Consider the following 21012-nt stretch of genomic DNA (forward strand, 5'->3'; position numbering starts at 1 on the left):
CATGCTTCCATTCAAGACCTCGCGTGTTCGCTGAACCTACTTTTTTTTCTCTAAAACTCAGGCTAAATTACTGGTAAAAATAACAATATTGGTACTAAACTTATTTTATATGCTCGTAGTACTAAAAAATGCGGTGAAGTTTTAGCAGGGGATCGCTAAAGCATTTTTCTAGGATAAGAATAATTAAAGTAACTTAGAATTTAAGCATAAATCTTGCATAAAATAATAAAAAGTTAGTGAGAAAGGGGCGGCATATGAAAAAAATAATGTTAATTGCATTGATGATGCTTATGGGTGCCGTAGCAAATGCAGGGTTTTACGGTACAGGATTATGTGGGTACCCACAGTATAATTGCATCACCATAGTTTCAGGACAAAATTGGGAAAATCTCTTTCCTGATCCACAGCAACGTGATGTCGTACAACGTATCAATCGAACTTATAACCCGCTATGGGCAGGTAAAGTGATTGCAGTACCTAAAAATTTGGCATACCTAAATATGTTAGATGTTGCACCATTTCCTCTGAAAATACCCAGTGAAAACCAAAAAACGGTTATCGTGGATCAAGATAAACTTGCTTGGGGCGCTTATGATGCTCAGGGACATCTAGTGAAATGGGGACCTATTTCTTCAGGAAGAGATAAATGCTCTGATTCCAATCATTCTTGCCGCACCTTGACCGGAATTTTCCGCGTCTTTAGTAAAGAAAATGAAAAATGTAGCTCAGATGTCTTCCCTATTGGTAAAGGGGGAGCCAAAATGCCGTATTGCATGTACTTCCATAAAGGTTTTGCATTGCATGGTTCAGATGACATTCCTGGTGTGAGAGCTAGTCATGGCTGCGTGCGCATGTTTGTTGAAGATGCTAAATGGTTGAATCGTGATTTCGTCGAGTTATCTAGTGAGCGTAATAATTTCATGGGTACGGTTGTGATTGTACGTCCAATCAATGACAGTGAGAAAATATGATGAATACTCTAAAAAAATTCACCTCAATTTCTTTAATGCTTTTTGTTGGACTATTATCGACCCAGCTTGAGGCCGCGAAAGCTAAAAAAACGGATCCACTCGCGGCCCAACAAAAGGCTGCAAAAGAAGAGGCTAGATTCCCCATAGGGTGTATTCCAGTAGGTCATGAGCAACGTCTTAAGGTGTTATCTCTTTTCCCTGGAAAAGAAGGGGCTTTGCAATCATTATACTTCTTTTATAATAAACTACCTCAGACCGTAAGCTTGTATCAAATGCGGGATGAAGACAGTGAGTATTCCACCCGCTTCAATCACACCATTGGCCCTAATCAGTGGGCTGCATTGGCTACAGGTGAGCCTTTGGTTCGATTTGTCTGTACCTTAGGGGATGGCAAAAAATCATATGGAAAAATAGTTGATTGTGCGGATACGGTTAAAATTTGTGAATATGTGCACGTAAAATTTGGTTTAAATAATAAAGGCAACTTCTGGGTTTCCGATGGCAACTCAAGAAATGGGGCCGTTAATGATGTAGTACATTATGGCATTATACCAGGGGTATAAATATCAATTCAGCAATGGGATTGCCAGTGAATTAAGATTGAATTGCCATGTATAGAGGGAGAATCTTCATGAAATCGCTAGTGCCTTGGGTATGTTTGCTCGCAGCAACCACCAGCCAACAGGTTGTTGCCGATGATTTCAGCGCTTATCGCTTAGGAAATTATAATACGGCGATAGAGCCGTTACTGAGTCAAACCGGAAAAAATGCAGTTGCTGATTATTATTTAGGACGCATTTATCTTTATGGATACGGCCAATTAAAAAATACCCAGTTAGCAATGCGTTATTTTACGCAATCCGCACGTAAAGGTTATTTACCTGCAATCATGCTTGTTGCGAAATATACTTTATTGCACGACAAAGACCCAGAACAAGCGGTAACCTGGTTTAAGCAGGCTGCTGCGGCAGGGAACGTGGACGCACAAATGTTTGTTGCTGCAGCCTATCTCTATGGCATCGGCGTGAAGAAAAATTACGATACGGCAACTCGTTTTTATATTGATGCGGCAAAAAATGGTAATTCGGTTGCCCAATATACTTTGGCTGAAAATTTTATTAACAGTCGTAATGCATCTAACAATAAGTTAGGTCTTATTTGGTTAAATAAGGCGGTTGCTAATGGTAACCCACAGGCCATAACTAAATTAGGCAGTCTGTATCTTGCTGGCAAGTTGGTTGATAAAGATGTTGAAAAGGGAACTGAATTATTAAACAAGGCTGCTGCCCAAGGTTTTGCCCCTGCAATGGTTAAATTAGGTGAAGCCGAATTGGCGCAAAATCAAAAAGATCAAGCGCTAAAATGGTTTGAAAAAGTAGGACAGTACCAAAATAATCAAGCATATCTTGATTTGGCTGAAGTTTATCTGGATGCAAAAAGCCCAGTACATGATCCTAAAACAGCATTTCTATGGACATTGAAAGCTGCACAAAATGATTCGACAGAAGCAAAACGCCAACTTGCCGAATTTTATAAAAAAGGCATAGGTATTGAAGCTGATTTGAACATGGCAAAACAATGGCAAGATCAGGCAAACCAAGATGAAAAAGCAAGTAATCAAGGAAAAGCCTTAGCTGCCGCGGCTCTTTGGTTAAGTAACGGCACCACAGATAAGTTGGTCCAAACAGCTTATCAAATGAATGGCATTTTAAGTGCTTGGAATAATCCTACCGTTTTAGGTGATTATGCATATAATCAAGCGCCTAAATTAAAAACTATCTCTCGCCATCATATCTTTAAGCCTCGATTTGAACTGGTGCAACCTAATGATGTGCCCATTACTAGTTATTATGATGCACTTTTAAGTCGTGAGGCTAGCGCTCAATCGAACCAATGGATGTACCCTATTTATCCATTAAATAGTCAAGTAGCTGAGGTGGAGCGTGCAAATAGTCTTATTGTTGCCCATCCTGATTTACCTGCTCCTTATCTTGATGCCCAATATGCGGATCTTGTTTCACAAGAGCCAAGCATTATGGATATGTGGACGGAAGGTTGGCAAAAGCAAGTTAATATGATGTCGGAATTTTATCAATTGTATAACCGAGCAATATTAGGTGATGCGCAAACGCAATTTGAAATAGGACAAATGTTCCAATACGGGATAGGGGTGGCGCAAAACGACTCTGCGGCGATTGCGTTTTATCAAAATGCGGTACAGCAACAACATTTAGGTGCTGAATATAATTTGGGTATGTTGTATTTACAACGAGCCAAGAGCAAAGAAGATTATCAGCTAGCTTTAGACGATTTAACTGATGCCGCCTTTAAAGGGAATAAAAACTCTCAATACGTATTGTCTCGAATTCTGGAAAAAGGGATAACAGGGGCTGAGGGGACGGTATATATTAAAGCGGATCCTGAGCAAGCTAATTCGATGTTGTATTTGGCTGCAGCAAATAATTATGGCCTGGCTGAATACGACTTAGCCGACCGTTTGGCACGTGACCAAGATAGCAATTTAAGCATTGATGCAAAAAAAGAAAAAATTGCGTTAATTCGTCAATTATATCAAGGAGCTGCAGATCGAGGTATTTCCAATGCCTTGTTACCACTGGCGTTTTATAATGCCATGGACGGGAATGCTAAAAGACAGGCTAAAGCCTTTGCTGTTGCTAAAGAACAAGCGGAAGCCGGAAATGAAAAAGCAGCTTTACTCCTTGGACTGCTTTATGATCGTGGAATAGGTGTTAGTGCTGATCCTGCGCAAGCAATACACTGGTATCAACAAGCAGGACAAAATGCAGTCAGTCAATTTATCTTGGGCACCTATACTGCTGAAGGTAAAGGGGTTGAGAAGAATAATGAGCAGGGAATGGTGCAATTACAACAGGCCGTAAAAGACAAGTTCTCTTATGCTGACTTTAATATGGCCGTACTGTTGCAACAAGAAAAACGGGACTTTTTACCCGACCTGATTCACTCTTATGAATTAGGCAATAGTCACGCAGGTATTGTTCTAGCTGATTATTATCTGGCAGCAAATACGGATGCAGACAAAATGAAAGAAGCCAGAGCGATTTATGATGGTTTGGCTCAGAAAGGAGATAGAGACGCGCAGTTAAAATTAGCCTTCATGAATGAGAATGGTTTAAGTGCTGCTCCTAACATGGTTGATGCACAACGTTGGTATACTGCTGCTGCTGAGCAGGGTGAGCCACTGGCTGAATATTTATTAGGCCAATTTTATCAATTGGGTAACAGTGGTGAGCCAGATTACAGTGCAGCTAAAGAGTGGTACAAAAAAGCAGCTGCGACCCTACCTGAAGCTTATGTTGCCTTAGGTTTTATTAATGAGACGGTGGATGATAATTACCCACAAGCGCTCAAAGCCTATGAAAAGGCTGCGGCTAAAGGCAATGCACTAGGCATTTATAACTTAGGGCTGATGTATTTATATGGCAAGGGTACTCCAGTCGATTACGCAAAAGCTAAAGAGTTATTTGTTAAGGCGGCAAATGACAAAGTACATGACGCAATGAACCAATTAGGTGGCATATACTTCATGGGGCTTGGTCAGCCTCGCGATGAACAACAAGCTTTAGCTTGGTATAAGAAAGCTGCAGATTTAGGAAATGCGAATGCACTTTATGAGTTGGGTCTGCTTTCAGAGACTGGCATTACCTCGAAAATAGATTTTGCTGAGGCGCTTAAGTACTATCAGGCAGCAGCAACTAAAGGTAATGAAAAGGCTATGTTGGCTTTAGCCAGAATGTACCACTATGGATTAGGTGTCGAAAAAGATCCAAAAATGGCGGCTGGTTTCTACCAAAAATTAGCAGCTCGACAAAATGCATATGCTCAATATCAATTGGGTACTTATTACCTCGAGGGTACGGCAGGGGAGTTATCTCCATCAAAAGGAAAACTCTTGCTGCAACAAGCTAGTGACAATGGCAACATCCAAGCACGTAAAGTGTTACAACGTATGGAAGCAAAAACTCAGGCTCGCGTTAGTTTCGTTGAGCCAGTAACCTTGGAACGTGCACCGATTGTTGCTGGAGAGGCGGCAAACAGGTTATATTTTGATGCTTTAAATGAGTGGAATCGAGGTGATGAGGCCTTATCACGAATGATTTTACAACATATCGTGACAAAATATCCTGATTTTGAACCTGCGCGCCGTGCTTACGAACAAGTAAATCAAGCCAAAGTCGCTAATTCCTACAGCTAATTGAGTCGGCCCATGAGCGGATGGTACTTCTTTAAGGAATTCGTTACGCTCATGGCTCCTCAGTTGCAAGCGACTGGGCTACTTCTAAATGTAGCCTAGATACCGCGTAGCGAGCTTCGGGAAGCCATAAGCACAGCGAATTCTTCAAGTTTTCCCTTTGATTTTTTCTATACTTATTCAACCTCTATTTTTTAAGCTTCCCTTTAGCTTAGACACTTGAATCTTTGATAATTTTTAATCAGAATAGCTTGAGGTGTGTGCAGTTAATGCACTAAGAGAATGTTTTCAAAGATTGGATAATTATTAACAGGACGTGGAGAACAACATGACATATTTGGTGACTTTCTGTACTTTTGATCATACTGTAGAAGGTAATCCGGCCTGGCATGGGGCTTTTTTTTTATCTAAATATAATGAGACAAAAAAACAAGTAGAAGTTGTTGAGACTTGGGGGTTTTATGGAGTTCCGGCTACCGGCAGTCCTGATGATTGGTTCACTAAGTTTAAAAGAAAAATAGGTTTAGATGTTGATCTGTGGGGGAACCATGGTTGGTTAATGCATGAAGAGGTTCGGTTTATGGATATGGGCCATGGTTTGCATGGCGATTCTTATGAGCTGACCGAGGAAGACTTTAAAAAATTACAAGAAAAATGCCAAACCCAAGTTCAAGAACAGCAGGCTCCAGTGCGGTATGTATTAGGAGATGAGGGTCTGACTGCGCCTTCAACACGGAAGGTGAGATGTTATCCAGGAGAGAAACACTCAAAAGAAATTTATGAAATTGAACTACGAAAAGCTAAAATTGAACAGCGTGCCCCAAGGCTTCATCCTTTTGATCTTAAGCTTTCGCTAGGATGGAAAGGGCCTACTTTAGAGGGGTCTCATACCTGTAAGACCGAAGCATTGTCTATATTAGAAACTGTTCTTCCTTCTCAGTGGTTAGCCTCCTATCATAAATCAACTTTTCCTCGTTTGGTGAGTGGTGGTATGGAAAATATTATCTTGCATAGCGAAGGGGAGCTGGATATTCATACGCGGTCTTCTGGAGAAAAAGTATATTATCGTGATGGGGAGAAAGCGGGGGTTAAATTAATTTGGACAATACCACCACAAAAAATAAAACCTTTGCCTGGTAGCACTATAGACAAGCTTTGGGCGGTTGATGAGGAGTATTGTTCTAAAGCCAAGCAAGTTGCGGGAACTTTACAAAAGTTAGAGTGGATGATACGCCAAGCAGATGTTCCTGAAGAATGCGAGGCTTATCGGACGCAATTGTTGACGCGAATTGTTGCTTTTTATCAGGAGTTTTCTTTTATCAATCCTGACATCAAAACACCAAAAATCTCAGGCATCTCCGGCTTTTTTTATTCATTAGCCAATTTGCCTAGAAATAAAGAGCAGTATCATTTGCTCAAACAAATAGGACAAGCAGAAAATCTGTTTAATTCATTGTATATGGCTTTAGTGCATGGCATGAAAATCAACGAGAAATTACCTTATGAGCCCGCATTTTTTACTGCAAGCGAAAATGAAACCGATGAGATGTTTTCTGGTGAAAATCCGCTGGAAGTTTTAGTCTCATACCTATCTTTAAATGATCAGAAAAAACTGTGCAAAATTATAGGCCGTAATTATTGTGATCCTGATTCTGAGGATGAGAATCTGCTTGATGACGATGAGGAGCTTTCTGAAGCGCGGGCTTCTTTGGCATTACATTAATTCGGGTGAGAGCTTATTGTAGCCTGGGCTTTGTTGCAGCCCAGTCTACACCGAAGATCTTATAAAAAGTCCTTGTGTATTAAATTAAAACAGGTAATAATAAAGGTAATATTGTATATTTTTTGGACTTTGTATGGGTTTTTTGCCAGTAGAAGGAAAAGACATTTTTGCTTTAGCCCCTAATTTTGATTTATTAAAAAAGCAAAAAGAATTATCGTATGCCGAGCTTATCTTTTTACTTCAAGAACTTAATAATGTTAGTATGCAGTTAACCGCAGAAAAACTAAAAGAGGGAACTTTTTTTCCTTGGCTAACGTTTGCTCTGGGCTGTGCTGTTAAACTTGCTGACACGAATGCTGATCCAAACTCACACTCAAATACAAATTTACAAGAAACCCCTATTACTCTGATCATGAGTATTACTCAGAGCATTTTAATCAAATCTCCTGATGCATTGTATGATATGTTTAATCAGCAGATTAGTAACGGTGAGTTTCAAGGGCAAAGTTTTACTTATTTTTGGATGGATAATTATTATTCTCTTGTTGGCAGTTTGCATAATGATTTACACGCTTTTAACACTATTTTTCATGAATTATTAAATGGTTGGGATTCTCGATTTTGCTCTTTGCTGGTTAAAAATATTGAAGAAGGCCGTGAAAAAGGAAAAAATGCTCTTTTAGTTTTGCTGCGTAGCTACCAAATGGCTGCAGAGAAAATGAGTGATTATAATCGGGAGCAAACACAACTTATTGCTGAGCTGTTTCAAAAGTGTATGCAGCAAGAGCCAAGCCTTATGGGGGCGGCATTAACTCAAGAAATTACTCATGGCTTATTCCGTGGTAAGAGTTGCCTTTATGTCTTAAGCAGTATTTTACCTAAAGTGGTATTATTTGGCTATTTCGATTCGCTCCCAATAATTCACGATGCCATGTTGCAAGCGCTAAAGAATCATCCCGAGCAATTTATTAATTCATTGGTCAAAATTCATGCGCACCCAGGATTATCCTCACTTCATCAGATTTTATTAAGCTTGGTTGAAGCTGCCTATAAAGATAAAAACGCTGAAGTTATTGCCCAGTTGATGAGCATACTTACAGAATTTACTTCTTATGATAAAGGGCCGGCGGGAGTGGTTTCTGCGCTACTCGAAACAATTAAGAGTGGAACACATAAGGACCTTAATTGCCTCGTATTTTTGTGTAGAGCCCTTATTGCAGCAATGGCGCATCATACTGATGTAACACCTATCATGAATTTTATTGTGGACGTAATTCAGAAGGCAGAAGCTGAGCAATTAACGACAGCTGTATTCCAATCGGCACCTACACATCCTACCCCTGAATATCAGCACACTCCAATAAATCAAGTAATAAGCTTAGCTCAAAAGGAGGATGGGGCAATACAAAAACAGCATGCACAAATAATTATTAGCGCACTCGCTAACTCTCAAGCTACACACCTGATTTATTCCCAATTATCGGTAGAAGAACGGTTTTTTTTTGCAAATGAAACTAATTTGAAACCTAATAGCTTTTTCAGTGAACCATCTGTCCAAGCCCCTGAAGCAATAGGGGCAGCGTCTAGTATAGACTCTTCATATGCAAGCGCATTGCGACTATTTCATCGACCTCTCTCTGAGGAAGAGTTTACTACTTCTTTTCCATCAAGCTCGTGTTGGCTTTAAGACAATATATTATCTTGGTGTTTAATAAATCAACTACTTGCCTATTGGTTGGTTTGCTACCATAATTGATAATAAGAACAAATTATTCTCTAGATAGGCATATTGATGACAAATCAAACGGATTTCTTTTCCCAGCCAATAACTCGTTATGTAGGTGAGCACACCGCGGATCTGCAAGGAGCGGAGTTGGTAGCATTTATTAGCCAGCTTTATAATTATGTGGACGAAGAGTCTTTAGATAAGCTACAAAAGAGTAACTTCTTTTATTGGCTCACTTATGCTCTTTATTGCGCTGTAAAGTCATTGGATACGGAGGTAATTAAACTTATTTCTGCGCTAACAATAAAAATTTTAAACCAAGACTCTCGCGCCTTAGAGGTAATGTTTCAGCAGTCATATAGTAGTGGTGCGTTTGAAGGGCAAAGCCTTTTTTATGCGTGGATGAATAATTACTATTCGCTGGTTTTTAGTACGAAAAAACATCCTGATTCTTTATTGGCACTTAATTCCCTATTTAAGAAGCTTTTGGATACCGAAGAATTTGAATTTTGTTCTATGCTAGTAAAAGAAAATGAAGGCAAGGGAATAGAGGAGGGCAAGAATCCACTTTTAGCTTTGCTTCGCGCCTTGCTTCAGTCGGTTACATTAATAAATAATCGCGTAGAAACCTCACGAATCGCTACACTGTTTCAGCAATGCATACAGAAAGAACCGGAGATTATGGCGGAAGCACTGACCAAAGAATTTACCCGTAGTTTATTCAAGGGGAAGAGCAATCTGTATGTAGTGTTTAGTGCTTTATTGCAAGCAGGTGCTCATGATTCAGATCTGGTAACAATAATTCAAACCGAGTTATTGCAGGTTTTCGATACAAATCCCCAGGCATTTCTCAGGGATTTATATAAAGTAATTGCACTAGGGCCTTATAAGGGTCTATCCTCACTACATCTTATCTTGTTAACCCTTGTTGAGGCTGCGTATATTGACGATAATTCTGCAGCGTTAACGCAATTAATGACGATTATTTCTCGATTAGATTCCTACCATGCAAAAGAAGCAGCAGGAATGAGTGATTTGGTGTTATTGGAGCCAATTACAACAGGAGCTTATAACGGACTTAATGGGATGATGTTTTTAACTAGGGCATTAAAGGCAGGGAGCGAACATAATCTTGATATAGAGCCTATTGCAAAAAAGATTGAGCAGTTAATCAAAACTAGCCCTGTCGCGAAATTAATGGTTGCGTTGAGCCAGAATAATCCAGAAAGTTCAGTACCTGAATATGCCATATCCTCTTTAGAGCAGTTAGTAAAACAAGTTGAGTTCAATGAGTCCACCGAGATACCTTCTTATCTCATTAACATTTTCAGTAGCATTCCTGCCGCTCTGATAACTCAGTTAAATACAACATTTTCTCCTGGGTTTTCAAATAAATTGAATCAGATTTATCAGCGTATCAGTAAAGATGATCTTGCTCGCCAGGCACAAGAGATGGCTCAAAATGATAATCTTAATAGGACTGCTAGCGATAGGGGCGATCTCCCACCTTTTTTTTCTGAGAAAAATCTTAAAAGAAATGATGATAAAGAATTAAAAGAACTCTCTTTAAGTGTTCCGAAAAGGCGATTATAGGGAATAATGCCATATTTGCTCTAAATTAGATCATAATGATCTTAAAAAGCTTGAACTGTACTCTTTGATCATTTAGAATATCATATATACAAGATGATTTTAACTCAGTCTTATTGGTGATAGTTATGACAGCTCCTTTTTTTATTTTACTAAAGAAAAGACATGTAGTGCCTCTCATGCACTCATTTAAATCAGAAGAGTCCGAAGAGTTACAACTTCTTGTTGCCACAGGTGATAAACAAGAATATCGAAAAAGAGTAGAAGAATATAAAGAAGTAGGAAGATACTTTCGATTAACGAAAGGTAAGGTATTTGAAACGACATACGAAGATCAGGAAAGGGGGTTGAAGAAACAAACGATCGAAGTTCGTGTTGCCCTACAAGTTAAAGGCCATAGTCTGACATGGTATTTCTGGACTGCTGGTGAATACATGGATCAATACCCCCAAGAATTTCGTGATAAACTTTACAATGCAGCTGCTTTAGCGCACCAAGAGGTAGTAAATGGCTGTGATATGTACTATCGAGGCAGTAACGCGGTACACATAAAATTAATGCATCATCTCGAAGATGAATCGAATCACAACCATAATCATTATCGTCTAAGAGATAATAAACCCTACACACCTGATGATTTTAATCAGCATATGCAAGCACTTAAAAAAAGCTCCATCCATTTAGAGTTTTTTAATGAGGGTGAGATTGAGAAACTGTGTGAAAAATTTATGACATATTATTTAGATTGGACGAAAAAAGAAGAAGTCGAAAAGTCTAAAGAGGAAGAGTATTTCAGTCATCCTTCGCAACAATTAAATGTGATTGATGTTTTGGAGCTAGGATTATTTGGAGGCATGCAAGAGCCTTGCCGCCTGAAACCAGATGAGCTGAAAATGGATTTTGATCAAGCTAGAGAAGGGATTCAATCAATTGTAAGCGAGGATGCTGAGGATGAGTTACAGCGCTCGCTGAGGATTGCTGACTTGATTAAGAAAGTGCAAGCAGAATACGACGAAATCCTAGAACATCGGAAAGCTTATGGAAGCCGGGGACTTCATTCGGCAATTGCTTCTTCACGCCAAGTTGAGGGTTCTCAAAATGCAGTTGTTAAAGCCAATATGGGTATGGATGATGCTAAGGACCGTAAAGAGCATGTTAAGATTCCTACTTGGGCAAAGAAAGCGATTGATGATTATCATAAGGGAATGGATGGCTTAATTGAGCAGGCTGTTAAACGATTACCCGGTATACAGGAAAGGAAAATTGTTTTGATGGCGCTTGAAGCTTTAACAAAATTAGAGGAGCAACCAGAGTCCATCGACGCCGCGATCGAGGTAATTAAAAAGCTTAGTGGCATCGACTTATTGGATGTTTCCGCCTTTGTTAGTACATCAGAAGTCAGGTACAAAACACTTTTTTGAATGTAATGGGGCAAACAACCAAGGAGGCTCAGGATCTGTCTGCTGATCAAGCTTTACCAAAAAAGATAGAAAATTTGACCTTTAAAATATTAGTTGAATATTGAGGAATTAAAAATGGGTAACACTCCTGGCTCAAAATTTTTTAACGCTGATAATGCGAAGGAAAAGGTGCAAAGATTAATTAGGTTTTTAAAAGCTGAACCTCAAATTAGTGAAATAAACACGTTTAGCCAAAAGCTAGAGCAGCTTCGCGAAAATTTAGCTCATGCGAAAACAACGGATAGGATTGTTGCTATAACATACCAAATGATTGGACTGCAAAAGGAGATTCGAAGCTATCTTGAGACTCAAAAAGCAGATTTACAAATTATTGTTGATCCTAGAGTTGAGCGGAAGTTATTGCAACTTTTAGAGCGTCAAGAGAATGCTGGTATTAGGATCCTATTTGCATATACAGATATGGCGACGAAAAGCATTAGTGAGGCTGTGGAACAAGTAGCTATGGAGGATATGTATTCTTCGTTATCTGAGGAGAATAAAACAGAGGCTCAGCGGTTTATTCATTCTTTAAGCTCCCTTCAACCATTTGCTCAGCAAATGAATACAAAATACAAGGAGTTTGCTGAGATTCTGGATCAGGTGGATTCTATGGACGAGATAGACGCTATTGAGCAGCATATCGATTCTCTTAATAGTATTTTTGTAAAGGAGCTTCCTAAATTAATTTATATTCCCAGAGATCAAGAAACATTCCGTGCTGTAATGGAGGTAGTAAAAAAGAACCCGAATTTGAGTGATATTCTACTTGCCTTTAAACCGCAAAAGGTTTTATTCAACAACATAATGGACGCGAAGACTGAAGTTATTTTAAACGCCACCCCATCTCTTTAGGGTTAAGCTAAATCTGGACTAGACCTTTCATAAAGAAACATTCTAAACAATTGAACCGGTAACAACCGGTTTAATTGTTTTCAGTATTTGTAATTTTAAAAATTTAAAACAAAACACTGTTATTGCATCGCCGGATTTGTGAGTGATGCATTATACATATCGTGAAGAAAAATAGGAAATAGAAAAACATAGCCCGTATTAAGCCTTTACTTAAAAACAGACTACGTTTTGGGGAGTTGCTATAACAAGCAGCGAATTAAGCAGCCATTGCCTTAACACGAGCAGCCAGGCGGCTTTTAATACGAGCAGCTTTATTCTTATGAATCAAGCCCTTGCACGCAGCTTTATCGATAACTGGTTGTGCTTTAGCATAAGCTGCAGTAGCGTCTTCTTTGTTGCCTGCTTCAACTGCTTTTAACACATTTTTGATGTATGTACGAAACATAGAACGTGCGCTGGCATTGTGTTTACGCAGTTTCACGTTTTGGCGAGCACGTTTGATCGCTGATTTAATATTTGCCACTTAAAAATCTCCACTCATTCAGATGGTACAAAAGATGGTGATCTTGCCCAATGGACTAGACTTTGTCAATAGAATTCTGTATATATCTGTCAATACCGGGCATTAAAATTATGTATGTTTCGCTATTTAGGTATATCATAAGGGATTCATTTAATAATCGATAGAAATATGTCTGCTACGAAAACCGATATTATGATTCCTAAACGACAAAGTTTGTTGCGTTCAACCACCTTAGTGTCCTTAATGACATTCATTTCACGCATGATGGGATTTGCTCGTGATATGGTGTTGGCTAATTTTTTTGGCGCCCAAGCGGGAATGGATGCTTTTTTTGTAGCCTTTCGTATTCCTAACTTTATGCGCCGCCTTTTTGCGGAAGGGGCTTTTGCACAAGCCTTTGTTCCTGTGCTGGCCGAATATCAAAAAACACGCTCGCCTGATGATGTGCGTGTTTTTATCGCACGGATTGCTGGCTATCTAGGATCAATTCTTACTGTAGTTACTATTATAGGTATATTCGCCGCACCAATTATTGTTTTCTTATTTGCTCCAGGTTTTAGTCATGATGGTGGTCGTGCACAATTAACTACGGAAATGTTGCGCATTACATTCCCTTTTTTAATGTTAGTTTCCCTCACTGCAATGTCAGGAGCTGTACTCAATACCTATGGTTATTTTGCGATACCTGCAATTACCCCGGTATTACTCAATATTAGCATGATTTTAGCGGCGTTTTATTTGTGCCCCCACTTACCCCAGCCCGTAGTTGGCATAGCTTGGGGAGTATTGATTGCAGGGATTATCCAATTATTATTTCAATTGCCTTTTTTATATCGACGAAACCTCTTAGTTCGACCACGCTTGGTTCGTAATGATCCAGGAGTGAATCGCGTACTTAAATTGATGGTTCCAGCATTATTTGGTGTTTCCATCGCTCAGTTGAATTTAATGGTAGATAGTGTTTTTGCCTCATTCTTAAAGGTGGGTAGCGTATCCTGGCTTTATTATACTGATCGCCTAACTGATTTTCCTTTGGGGGTATTTGGGGTGGCTATTGCGACTGTAATTTTGCCACATCTTTCCAGACGCCATGCAGAACAAAGTGTTACTCATTATTCACAGGCACTAGATTGGGGATTACGTTCCATCTTGCTTATTGGCATACCTGCTGGATTAGGTTTGTGTTTATTTTCTATGCCATTGATTGTGAGTTGTTTTGCTTATGGGAAATTTGTCGCTAATGATGTACTCCAAACGCAAAAAAGTTTGATTACTTTAGCATCAGGGGTGCCCGCATTTATGATGATTAAAGTATTGGCTTCGGGTTTTTATGCGCGTCAGGATATTAGTACCCCGGTAAAAGTAGGGGCTTTGGCAATGGTTGTTAACACCATATTATGTGCTTTATTCGTTTGGCATTTTGCTCATGCAGGCTTAACTTTAGCGTCTGCCTTGGCCGGCTATGTGAATTGTGGGCTTCTTTTATTTCTACTCATTAAGCGTAAAGTATACCTACCTTCACCAGGTTGGTTAAAATATAGTATACAATTAGTATGTGCTAACGCAGCGATTAGCATTTACTTAATCCTAATGGGTGGGACCCTTGATTATTGGTTAAATCTTGAGCCAGTAGCTCGCCTAGGCTTATTAGGAGCCCATGTCCTGGCTGTGGTGGTGATTTATTTGTTTGTTTTAGGCTTAACAGGACTTAGACCTAATCATTTTCGTGGCCAGATGAAGGAATAAAAAATGCATGCAGAGTTATTTTATGAGACTCGTTCTGATCGAGCAATTCCCCTTTATTTTATATCCCAAGCTCAATGGGAAGAAGGCATTGATACCTTAGAACCTGTGGAGCGTAATTCTTTTACGTTAAGAGAATTTAAAGGGAAGATAGGTGATTATTGTTTAATCAATAATGCTGACGGTTTAATAGACCGGGTTTACATAGGCACGGGTCTTGGCAGCCATGAACAGGCCTTGGCAAATGCAGCACTGCAATTGCCTGCGAATATTTATCAGGTGCAAGGAGAAGTAACTCAGGAAGCCATTCTTTATTGGGCGCTTGCACAGTATCGATATGAGGGATATAAGAAAAGTACTGTAGCGTCGCGACGTTTAATTGTTCCGGCTGAAGAGTTAGCTAAAATAAAGGCCTTAGCGCAAGCTCATTTTTTAGTTCGTGATTTGATTAATAAGCCAACCAGCGATTTAGGTCCTCAAGAGTTAGCAACTGTGGTACAAGGCTTAGCTGATACATATGGCGCACGATTTACACAATGGGTTGGCGACGACTTATTACAAGAAAATTTTCCTGCCATTCATGCTGTAGGCCGTGCAGCGACTGCGGCATCTGCGCCAAGGCTATTGTCTTTGGTATGGGGTAATGAAAAGCACCCTAAAATCACTCTGGTTGGAAAAGGCGTTTGCTTTGACAGTGGCGGTTTAGACATAAAATCAGCTTCTGGCATGCGGTTGATGAAAAAAGATATGGGAGGCGCTGCTCATGCTATTGGTTTAGCTCAATGGATTATGGAGCGTGACTTGCCTATTCGTCTGCATTTATTAGTTCCTGCGGTAGAAAATGCTATAGGTCCTGATGCATTCAGGCCGGGTGATGTATTGACGATGCGTAATGGCTTAACCGTAGAAATCCATAATACTGATGCGGAAGGGCGTTTAATTCTCGCAGATGCATTAGTTAAAGCCAGTGAAGAGCAACCTGATTTAATCATTGATTTTGCAACGTTGACTGGGGCTGCCCGTGTCTCTGTGGGTACGGAAATTTCTGCCATGTTTACTAATAACGATCAAGTGGCGGCAGCACTTCAGGAAACCGCACAAAAAACTGCTGATCCAGTTTGGCGCTTACCTTTATTTGCAGCTTATGAGGAAATTTTGCGTTCGAGCATTGCTGATATTTCTAATGCCAGTGATAGTCCTTATGCGGGAGCTATTACGGCAGGATTGTTTTTACAGCGTTTTATCACCAATAACACACCTTGGGTTCATTTTGACATTATGGCATGGAATTTAGGTTCTAAACCGGGTAAGCCTGAAGGTGGAGAGGCTATGGGATTACGCGCCGTGGCTGAATATTTGCTACAGGCTTATGGCAATTGATATTTGCCGTTAAAAAGGAGTTTACTATGTTAGTGACCTTTCATTCAGATGCATACGAAGACATTACTTATTTTGGTGATGTAGCAAAGCAATTATTGTCATTAATGGGGCACAGTGGCACTGTACCCGGAGCAATTAAATTTGAAGATCTTCCACAGGCATTGGAGCATTTACAACGTGGCTTGGCGAAAAGTGGCTCCCAATCCTCAGATAAAGAAGATGAGGATGGTGAGATGCTAATTGGCTTGGAGAAACGTGCAATTCCTTTGATCAACATGCTTCAGACCTCGATCAGGGATGAGTGTAATGTTTTATGGGATGCTTAATACATTATAAGTAGGCTGGTTGCGTGCAACCAGCCTACTTACTTGATTATTTAATCGGATGAGTATGTAACTCACAACCTTTAGCCCTATACTCACGATAATGAACCCGGCTTTGCTCCTTTTCAACTTCTCGGTTACTAACCAACTCCATAACTCGTTTGAATTTAGGATAAAAAGCAGGAATTTGATCACTCAAATTTAACAAAATATCATTAAACCCACGTGGTTCTTGGCCATAACCAATTTGTATCGGTGGTGGCGGCTCTGGCCCTTCACCTTGCAGGTTATGGGGAATAAAACTGTCTTCTTTAAAGGTCCATAACAACTCATCAATCAATTCAGCATCATGTTGATTATTACAAAAAACATAAACCCGATGGCCTCGATGATAAGCTTTTTCTAAAAGACGACAAGCGATCAGCCAACGAGCATGGTCTTGATCGCTTTCCAATAAATAAAAATCAACGCGAATTGGCGGCATGGCGAATTAATTGAGTTAATAAAGGAACGGGTCTTCCAGTTGCATTACGTTTTTTTCCGGAAGTCCATGCAGTCCCTGCAATGTCTAAATGAGCCCATCGATATTTTTCCGTAAATCGCGATAAGAAACAGGCTGCGGTAATACTACTAGCTGTACGGTCAAAGCCAGCATTAATCATGTCTGCTAAAGGACTATCTAATGCATCTTGATAATCTTCATCCAATGGCATACGCCAGACACGGTCATTACTTTCGATAGCTGCCTCTTCAATAAGTTGAGCTAAATCATCATCCTGAGTCATTAAACCCGTAGCAACAGTGCCTAAAGCGACAATAATGCCACCAGTTAAGGTTGCAATGTCAAGCACATACTCAGGGGCAAAGCGTTCGGCATAAGTCAAGGCATCTGCCAATACTAAACGTCCCTCAGCATCTGTATTAAGAATTTCAACGGTTTGGCCAGACATGCTGGTAACGATATCACCTGGTTTTACTGCTGAGCCACTTAGCATATTCTCAGAGCTTGCAATTAACCCTACGATATTGATTGGCAATTGGAGCAGGGCACAGGCTTTGATTGTACCCAATACGCTCGCGGCACCGCACATATCATATTTCATTTCATCCATGGCATTGCCTGGTTTAATAGTTAGGCCACCTGAATCAAAGGTAATGCCTTTACCAACCAACACTATCGGTGCTGCATCACCTGCGCCTTTATACTGAATATCGATTAAACGTGGTGGTTGAGAAGAGCCCTGAGATACTGCCAATAATGTTTCCATTCCTAGCTGACGCATTTCATCAGGACCTAGTACAGTACAACTTAGGTGGGTAGGGAATTCTTTAGCGAGCTGAATAGCCTGTTCGCCTAAATAAGTTGGGGTACATATATTCGCGGGTAGATTAGCGAGATGACGAGTAAACTCAATGCCCTTAGCAATTGCTTGTCCTGTTTTTAGTGTTTTAGGGTTTGCTTCTGGTAAATAAAAATTAACTTGTTCTAACTGGTGTGGTTTGGCATGTTTCTTTTTAAATTCCAGCTGTTGAAAACGATGAGTATCTATTTGCACAATCATTTGTTCCAGCTGCCAATCTGCTGTGTGGTTTTGTAATTGCGGCAGGCAAAGGGTGACGGATTTGAAGCGTTGCTTAATTACTGCATCAGTAAGCTCCGTTAGTCTTTTTTTCAGCAGTTTAGGCGTAAATTTTTCTTTCTTTCCACACTGAACTAGCAACAAGGAATGGCCTTGTGTGCTAGTGTGCCAAATAAGATCTCCTGCTTCAGAAGCTCTTTGAGATAGTTTACTAATTAAGCCATCATGTTCTATATCTAAGTCTTGGGCAAAGTCTGATGGTTTTTCATCAGAAAAGATGCCAAGCACAAGACAGTCACTGGTAGACAGTGCTGGTTTTTCTATTAATCCATAATTCATTGCACGTTCCTAAATAGCATGTTCAGTAGTTAGGGTATAGTCTACCTAAACTAGAAGCGCTTTGAAACCTGCATCGTATAATCTATAGCCTGTATTAGACGACGTCGTAATACCGGTTTTGTGGAATCAATACCTCAATAGTTAGCTTAGCTATGGCAGCGAGGTTGTGTTGGAACTATCACCTGAACATTAATCCCTTTAATTGTTGGGCTCTTAAGTGCATCCTTTAGATAATCAATTAAAGGAACATCGACTACTTTACCATATTCGGATGAGGCTTCTCTAAAATACAACACGTTCTCCTTCCAAATAGCAAAGCCTAAGTGCGATATATTCAAAGCGGTGCCAATTTTATCCCGCACATTCCAATTAGGTCGTACAACCTCAACAATCGCACCATTAGGAATTTGCGCGAATAATTGTAAATCAGGTTTATTCTGTTTTGGGAATAAAACAGCTAAAGGCAGGTAAGGCACATTTTCCGCAGTAACCTCCAGTTTCGCTCCTTTCGCTTTTAATTCTTCTAAGCGTTTTTCTTGTTCTGCTTTGTTGGCATTTTGTAAGCGGATGGTTTCAATCGTTTTGTAGGCATACCAATTGGGTTTTTCGATGGTTGCGGTAGCTACCTGTGCTATGGGTTTATTGTCCTTGTTTTTGATTGTTTGAGTAATGTCTTTGAATACCCCTTCTTGTTGATGGTATTGATTCCAATCTAAACCTGTAAAATGAGTTCGGTGAATATAAGATACTTTGCCATTGCTATAGCGCATTTGTTGTATGCATTGTTGGAATGAGGGGAGTGAATTTGCTAATGCCAAAGCAACCACCGTATTTACATAAGTATCACAGTCAAAGGCATCTACACGATATTGAGGAAATTGATCATAACGGCCATTTGGACCTTCCCCTAAAGAACCCAGTACATAAGGCACCCCGATAAAGTGCTTACTTATCCAATCAATGCGCATGGTCATAGAAATATTCGGCATGTGGTTTAGCTTATGATATAGTTCTTCTATTGATGAATTTGCTTGTTTTTCAGTAGCTTTGGAGTCAAATGCATGGCTGCTTGTACATGCAAGAAAACCAATGAGCAAAGCGAATTTGCGTAAGGGGGTTGAGGTGCATTTCATCAGAAGAATCTTATATTTTGAGCTGGCTATGGAGTACATGTTAACTTGTTCCCGCGCCTGGAGGCAAGAATGCTGAATATAATTTGGTTGGGAATGATACTGACTTCAATTGTGGTTGGTGTCATTGAAGGACGTATTGATGAGGTGGTTCGTGCAGTCACTGATTCTGCCAAACTTGGTTTTGAAATTGCTCTAGGGTTGGCTGGAATTATGTGTTTGTGGCTAGGTATTATGTCTATAGCCACTGAGTCTGGTTTGATCAAAATATTGGGTAATATCTTGCGACCTGTATTACGACGATTATTTCCGGACGTGCCTACTGATCATCCGGCAATGGGGGCGATTGCTCTGAACATTTCGGCAAATATGCTTGGCCTTGCCAATGCAGCAACGCCATTTGGATTGCAAGCAATGAAAGAATTGCAAGCACTGAATCAACATGCCCGGGTTGCCAGTAATTCTATGTGTACCTTTCTTGCGATTAACACATCCAGCGTGCAGTTAATTCCTGCAACCGCTATTGCGTATCTCGCTGCTAATGGCAGTACGAATCCAACCAGCGTGGTTTTCAGTTCTTTAATAGCAACGATTATTTCCACCGTAGTGGCAATTATTGCGGTGAGGCAACTTGCTAAATTACCTGTTTTTAGTGTTGAAAAGGCGGATAGCTTATGAGTGGAATAGCCAATCAACTATCTAATTGGATGCTTTTGTTGTTTGTTGTGGGTATACCGCTTTATGCGGCGATAAAGAAAGTTAATGTGTTTGATGCTTTTATTGTCGGTGCCAAGCAAGGATTCGATACGGTTTTAAATATCTTACCCTATTTGATTGCCATGATTGTGGCGATTGGTATGCTGCGGGCGTCTGGTTTTTTTACCTTATTGGGACGATTGCTTGCTCCACTTATGGAGTTGATTGGCATGCCTTCAGAAGTCTTGCCCTTAGCGCTGATTCGTCCTTTCTCGGGTAGTGCCTCAACAGGAATTATGGCCGAGTTGATTCATCAATATGGCGGAAATTCATTGATTGCTAAAACTGCCGCCACCATGATGGGTAGTACAGAAACAACTTTTTATGTCATTGCGGTGTATTTTGGTTCCGTAGGTATTCGTAGAACACGCCACGCAATTCCCGCCGGCTTATTGGCAGACCTAGCGGGCATTATTGCCTCAGTAGTTATTTGTCGTTATTTATTTGGATGATCAGGCCACTCAATAAGCGTAACCCGTATTAGACAAGGTCGTAATACGGGAGTGGTAGAGGCACAAATCCCCGTATTATGCTACGCAAATACGCGGTATGCTCGGGAATTTACCCAACTTTCTTTTTCTTCTTATCGTTCTTATTACTGGCAAACCCAGTTTTCTCCATAGCCTGAAGGCGGCTAAACAAAGAACGCGTTCTTGCTTTAAATGCTGCCATTTCACGCGAAGGA

The 21012-nt window shown here is 40.1% G+C and carries 18 protein-coding genes (1 of these 18 only partly in view); 13 read left to right on the forward strand and 5 right to left on the reverse strand.

Annotation, left to right across the window (positions count from 1 at the left end; genetic code table 11):
- Positions 1–254 precede the first annotated feature (254 nt).
- The 8 genes from J2N86_RS02660 (at position 255) to J2N86_RS02695 (ending at position 12553) form a co-directional block, all read left to right on the forward strand.
- A complete protein-coding gene (locus tag J2N86_RS02660; protein ID WP_252580800.1) occupies positions 255–971 on the forward strand; it encodes a L,D-transpeptidase in 717 nt (238 codons plus the stop codon).
- On the forward strand, positions 971–1534 hold the full coding sequence (locus tag J2N86_RS02665) for an endopeptidase IV (protein WP_252582326.1): 564 nt from the start codon (positions 971–973) through the stop codon (positions 1532–1534). Before J2N86_RS02660 ends, J2N86_RS02665 begins: the two co-directional genes overlap by 1 nt.
- Positions 1535–1602: 68 nt before the next feature.
- Positions 1603–5205 (forward strand): tetratricopeptide repeat protein, encoded by a 3603-nt coding sequence (locus J2N86_RS02670; protein ID WP_252580802.1) that lies wholly within the window; start codon positions 1603–1605, stop codon positions 5203–5205.
- A gap of 325 nt (positions 5206–5530) precedes the next feature.
- The gene (locus J2N86_RS02675; RefSeq protein WP_252580804.1) at positions 5531–6925 is read left to right on the forward strand and encodes a hypothetical protein; all 1395 of its coding nucleotides are present in this window, start codon (positions 5531–5533) and stop codon (positions 6923–6925) included.
- A 133-nt stretch (positions 6926–7058) separates the two neighbouring features.
- The gene (locus J2N86_RS02680; RefSeq protein ID WP_252580806.1) at positions 7059–8612 is read left to right on the forward strand and encodes a hypothetical protein; all 1554 of its coding nucleotides are present in this window, start codon (positions 7059–7061) and stop codon (positions 8610–8612) included.
- Positions 8613–8717: 105 nt separating this feature from the next.
- On the forward strand, positions 8718–10244 hold the full coding sequence (locus tag J2N86_RS02685; protein ID WP_252580808.1) for a hypothetical protein: 1527 nt from the start codon (positions 8718–8720) through the stop codon (positions 10242–10244).
- Between the two features lie 125 nt (positions 10245–10369).
- Complete coding sequence (locus tag J2N86_RS02690) at positions 10370–11662, forward strand: hypothetical protein (RefSeq protein ID WP_252580810.1); 1293 nt, start codon at positions 10370–10372, stop codon at positions 11660–11662.
- Between the two features lie 114 nt (positions 11663–11776).
- Entirely contained in the window at positions 11777–12553 is a 777-nt protein-coding gene (locus J2N86_RS02695) for a biogenesis of lysosome-related organelles complex 1 subunit 2 (RefSeq protein WP_252580812.1), read from the forward strand.
- 256 nt (positions 12554–12809) lie between these two features.
- Here J2N86_RS02695 and rpsT read toward each other — a convergent pair whose 3' ends face one another.
- Positions 12810–13076: a 30S ribosomal protein S20 gene (gene rpsT / locus J2N86_RS02700; protein ID WP_252580814.1), complete on the reverse strand. Its 267-nt coding sequence runs from the start codon at positions 13074–13076 to the stop codon at positions 12810–12812.
- Between the two features lie 168 nt (positions 13077–13244).
- Between rpsT and murJ the strand changes: the two genes are divergently transcribed.
- The 3 genes from murJ to J2N86_RS02715 are packed head-to-tail and all read left to right on the forward strand — an operon-like array spanning position 13245 to position 16525.
- Positions 13245–14822 carry a murein biosynthesis integral membrane protein MurJ gene (murJ, locus tag J2N86_RS02705; protein ID WP_252580816.1) on the forward strand — a complete coding sequence of 526 codons (1578 nt, stop codon included), beginning with the start codon at positions 13245–13247 and terminating at the stop codon, positions 14820–14822.
- Positions 14823–14825: 3 nt separating this feature from the next.
- A complete protein-coding gene (locus J2N86_RS02710; RefSeq protein WP_252580818.1) occupies positions 14826–16199 on the forward strand; it encodes a leucyl aminopeptidase family protein in 1374 nt (457 codons plus the stop codon).
- 26 nt (positions 16200–16225) lie between these two features.
- Complete coding sequence (locus J2N86_RS02715; RefSeq protein ID WP_252580820.1) at positions 16226–16525, forward strand: DUF1840 domain-containing protein; 300 nt, start codon at positions 16226–16228, stop codon at positions 16523–16525.
- A gap of 46 nt (positions 16526–16571) precedes the next feature.
- On the opposite strand, the gene J2N86_RS02720 is transcribed toward J2N86_RS02715, so the two are convergent.
- The 3 genes from J2N86_RS02720 to J2N86_RS02730 form a co-directional block, all read right to left on the reverse strand.
- Positions 16572–17006: a DNA polymerase III subunit chi gene (locus tag J2N86_RS02720; protein WP_252580821.1), complete on the reverse strand. Its 435-nt coding sequence runs from the start codon at positions 17004–17006 to the stop codon at positions 16572–16574.
- Positions 16987–18441, reverse strand: a complete 1455-nt coding sequence (locus J2N86_RS02725; RefSeq protein WP_252580823.1) for a leucyl aminopeptidase — start codon at positions 18439–18441, stop codon at positions 16987–16989. The genes J2N86_RS02720 and J2N86_RS02725 overlap by 20 nt, the downstream gene beginning before the upstream one ends.
- Before the next feature lie 146 nt (positions 18442–18587).
- Entirely contained in the window at positions 18588–19574 is a 987-nt protein-coding gene (locus J2N86_RS02730) for an N-acetylmuramoyl-L-alanine amidase-like domain-containing protein (protein WP_252580824.1), read from the reverse strand.
- A gap of 69 nt (positions 19575–19643) precedes the next feature.
- Between J2N86_RS02730 and J2N86_RS02735 the strand changes: the two genes are divergently transcribed.
- Positions 19644–20249 (forward strand): nucleoside recognition domain-containing protein, encoded by a 606-nt coding sequence (locus J2N86_RS02735; protein WP_252580826.1) that lies wholly within the window; start codon positions 19644–19646, stop codon positions 20247–20249.
- Positions 20246–20779: a spore maturation protein gene (locus J2N86_RS02740; RefSeq protein WP_252580827.1), complete on the forward strand. Its 534-nt coding sequence runs from the start codon at positions 20246–20248 to the stop codon at positions 20777–20779. Before J2N86_RS02735 ends, J2N86_RS02740 begins: the two co-directional genes overlap by 4 nt.
- 109 nt (positions 20780–20888) lie before the next feature.
- On the opposite strand, the gene J2N86_RS02745 is transcribed toward J2N86_RS02740, so the two are convergent.
- Positions 20889–21012: the 3' end of a M23 family metallopeptidase gene (locus tag J2N86_RS02745; RefSeq protein WP_252580829.1), read on the reverse strand. 1400 nt of this gene lie beyond the right edge of the window; the window shows 124 of its 1524 coding nt (coding positions 1401–1524); the start codon falls outside the window, past its right edge — the gene reads right to left on this strand; its stop codon occupies positions 20889–20891.

The organism is Legionella lytica (assembly GCF_023921225.1).
Taxonomy (GTDB): Bacteria; Pseudomonadota; Gammaproteobacteria; order Legionellales; family Legionellaceae; genus Legionella; species Legionella lytica.

Excerpts from the sequence above, each read along its gene's own strand:
- J2N86_RS02740 (WP_252580827.1), top strand. The coding sequence starts at position 20,246 with ATGAGTGGAATAGCCAATCAACTATCTAATTGGATGCTTTTGTTGTTT.
- J2N86_RS02685 (WP_252580808.1), top strand. The coding sequence starts at position 8,718 with ATGACAAATCAAACGGATTTCTTTTCCCAGCCAATAACTCGTTATGTA.
- J2N86_RS02665 (WP_252582326.1), top strand. The coding sequence starts at position 971 with ATGAATACTCTAAAAAAATTCACCTCAATTTCTTTAATGCTTTTTGTT.
- J2N86_RS02695 (WP_252580812.1), top strand. The coding sequence starts at position 11,777 with ATGGGTAACACTCCTGGCTCAAAATTTTTTAACGCTGATAATGCGAAG.
- J2N86_RS02680 (WP_252580806.1), top strand. The coding sequence starts at position 7,059 with ATGGGTTTTTTGCCAGTAGAAGGAAAAGACATTTTTGCTTTAGCCCCT.
- J2N86_RS02660 (WP_252580800.1), top strand. The coding sequence starts at position 255 with ATGAAAAAAATAATGTTAATTGCATTGATGATGCTTATGGGTGCCGTA.
- J2N86_RS02715 (WP_252580820.1), top strand. The coding sequence starts at position 16,226 with ATGTTAGTGACCTTTCATTCAGATGCATACGAAGACATTACTTATTTT.
- J2N86_RS02675 (WP_252580804.1), top strand. The coding sequence starts at position 5,531 with ATGACATATTTGGTGACTTTCTGTACTTTTGATCATACTGTAGAAGGT.
- J2N86_RS02725 (WP_252580823.1), bottom strand. The coding sequence starts at position 18,441 with ATGAATTATGGATTAATAGAAAAACCAGCACTGTCTACCAGTGACTGT.
- J2N86_RS02720 (WP_252580821.1), bottom strand. The coding sequence starts at position 17,006 with ATGCCGCCAATTCGCGTTGATTTTTATTTATTGGAAAGCGATCAAGAC.
- murJ (WP_252580816.1), top strand. The coding sequence starts at position 13,245 with ATGTCTGCTACGAAAACCGATATTATGATTCCTAAACGACAAAGTTTG.
- J2N86_RS02710 (WP_252580818.1), top strand. The coding sequence starts at position 14,826 with ATGCATGCAGAGTTATTTTATGAGACTCGTTCTGATCGAGCAATTCCC.
- J2N86_RS02730 (WP_252580824.1), bottom strand. The coding sequence starts at position 19,574 with ATGAAATGCACCTCAACCCCCTTACGCAAATTCGCTTTGCTCATTGGT.
- J2N86_RS02690 (WP_252580810.1), top strand. The coding sequence starts at position 10,370 with ATGACAGCTCCTTTTTTTATTTTACTAAAGAAAAGACATGTAGTGCCT.
- J2N86_RS02670 (WP_252580802.1), top strand. The coding sequence starts at position 1,603 with ATGAAATCGCTAGTGCCTTGGGTATGTTTGCTCGCAGCAACCACCAGC.
- J2N86_RS02735 (WP_252580826.1), top strand. The coding sequence starts at position 19,644 with ATGCTGAATATAATTTGGTTGGGAATGATACTGACTTCAATTGTGGTT.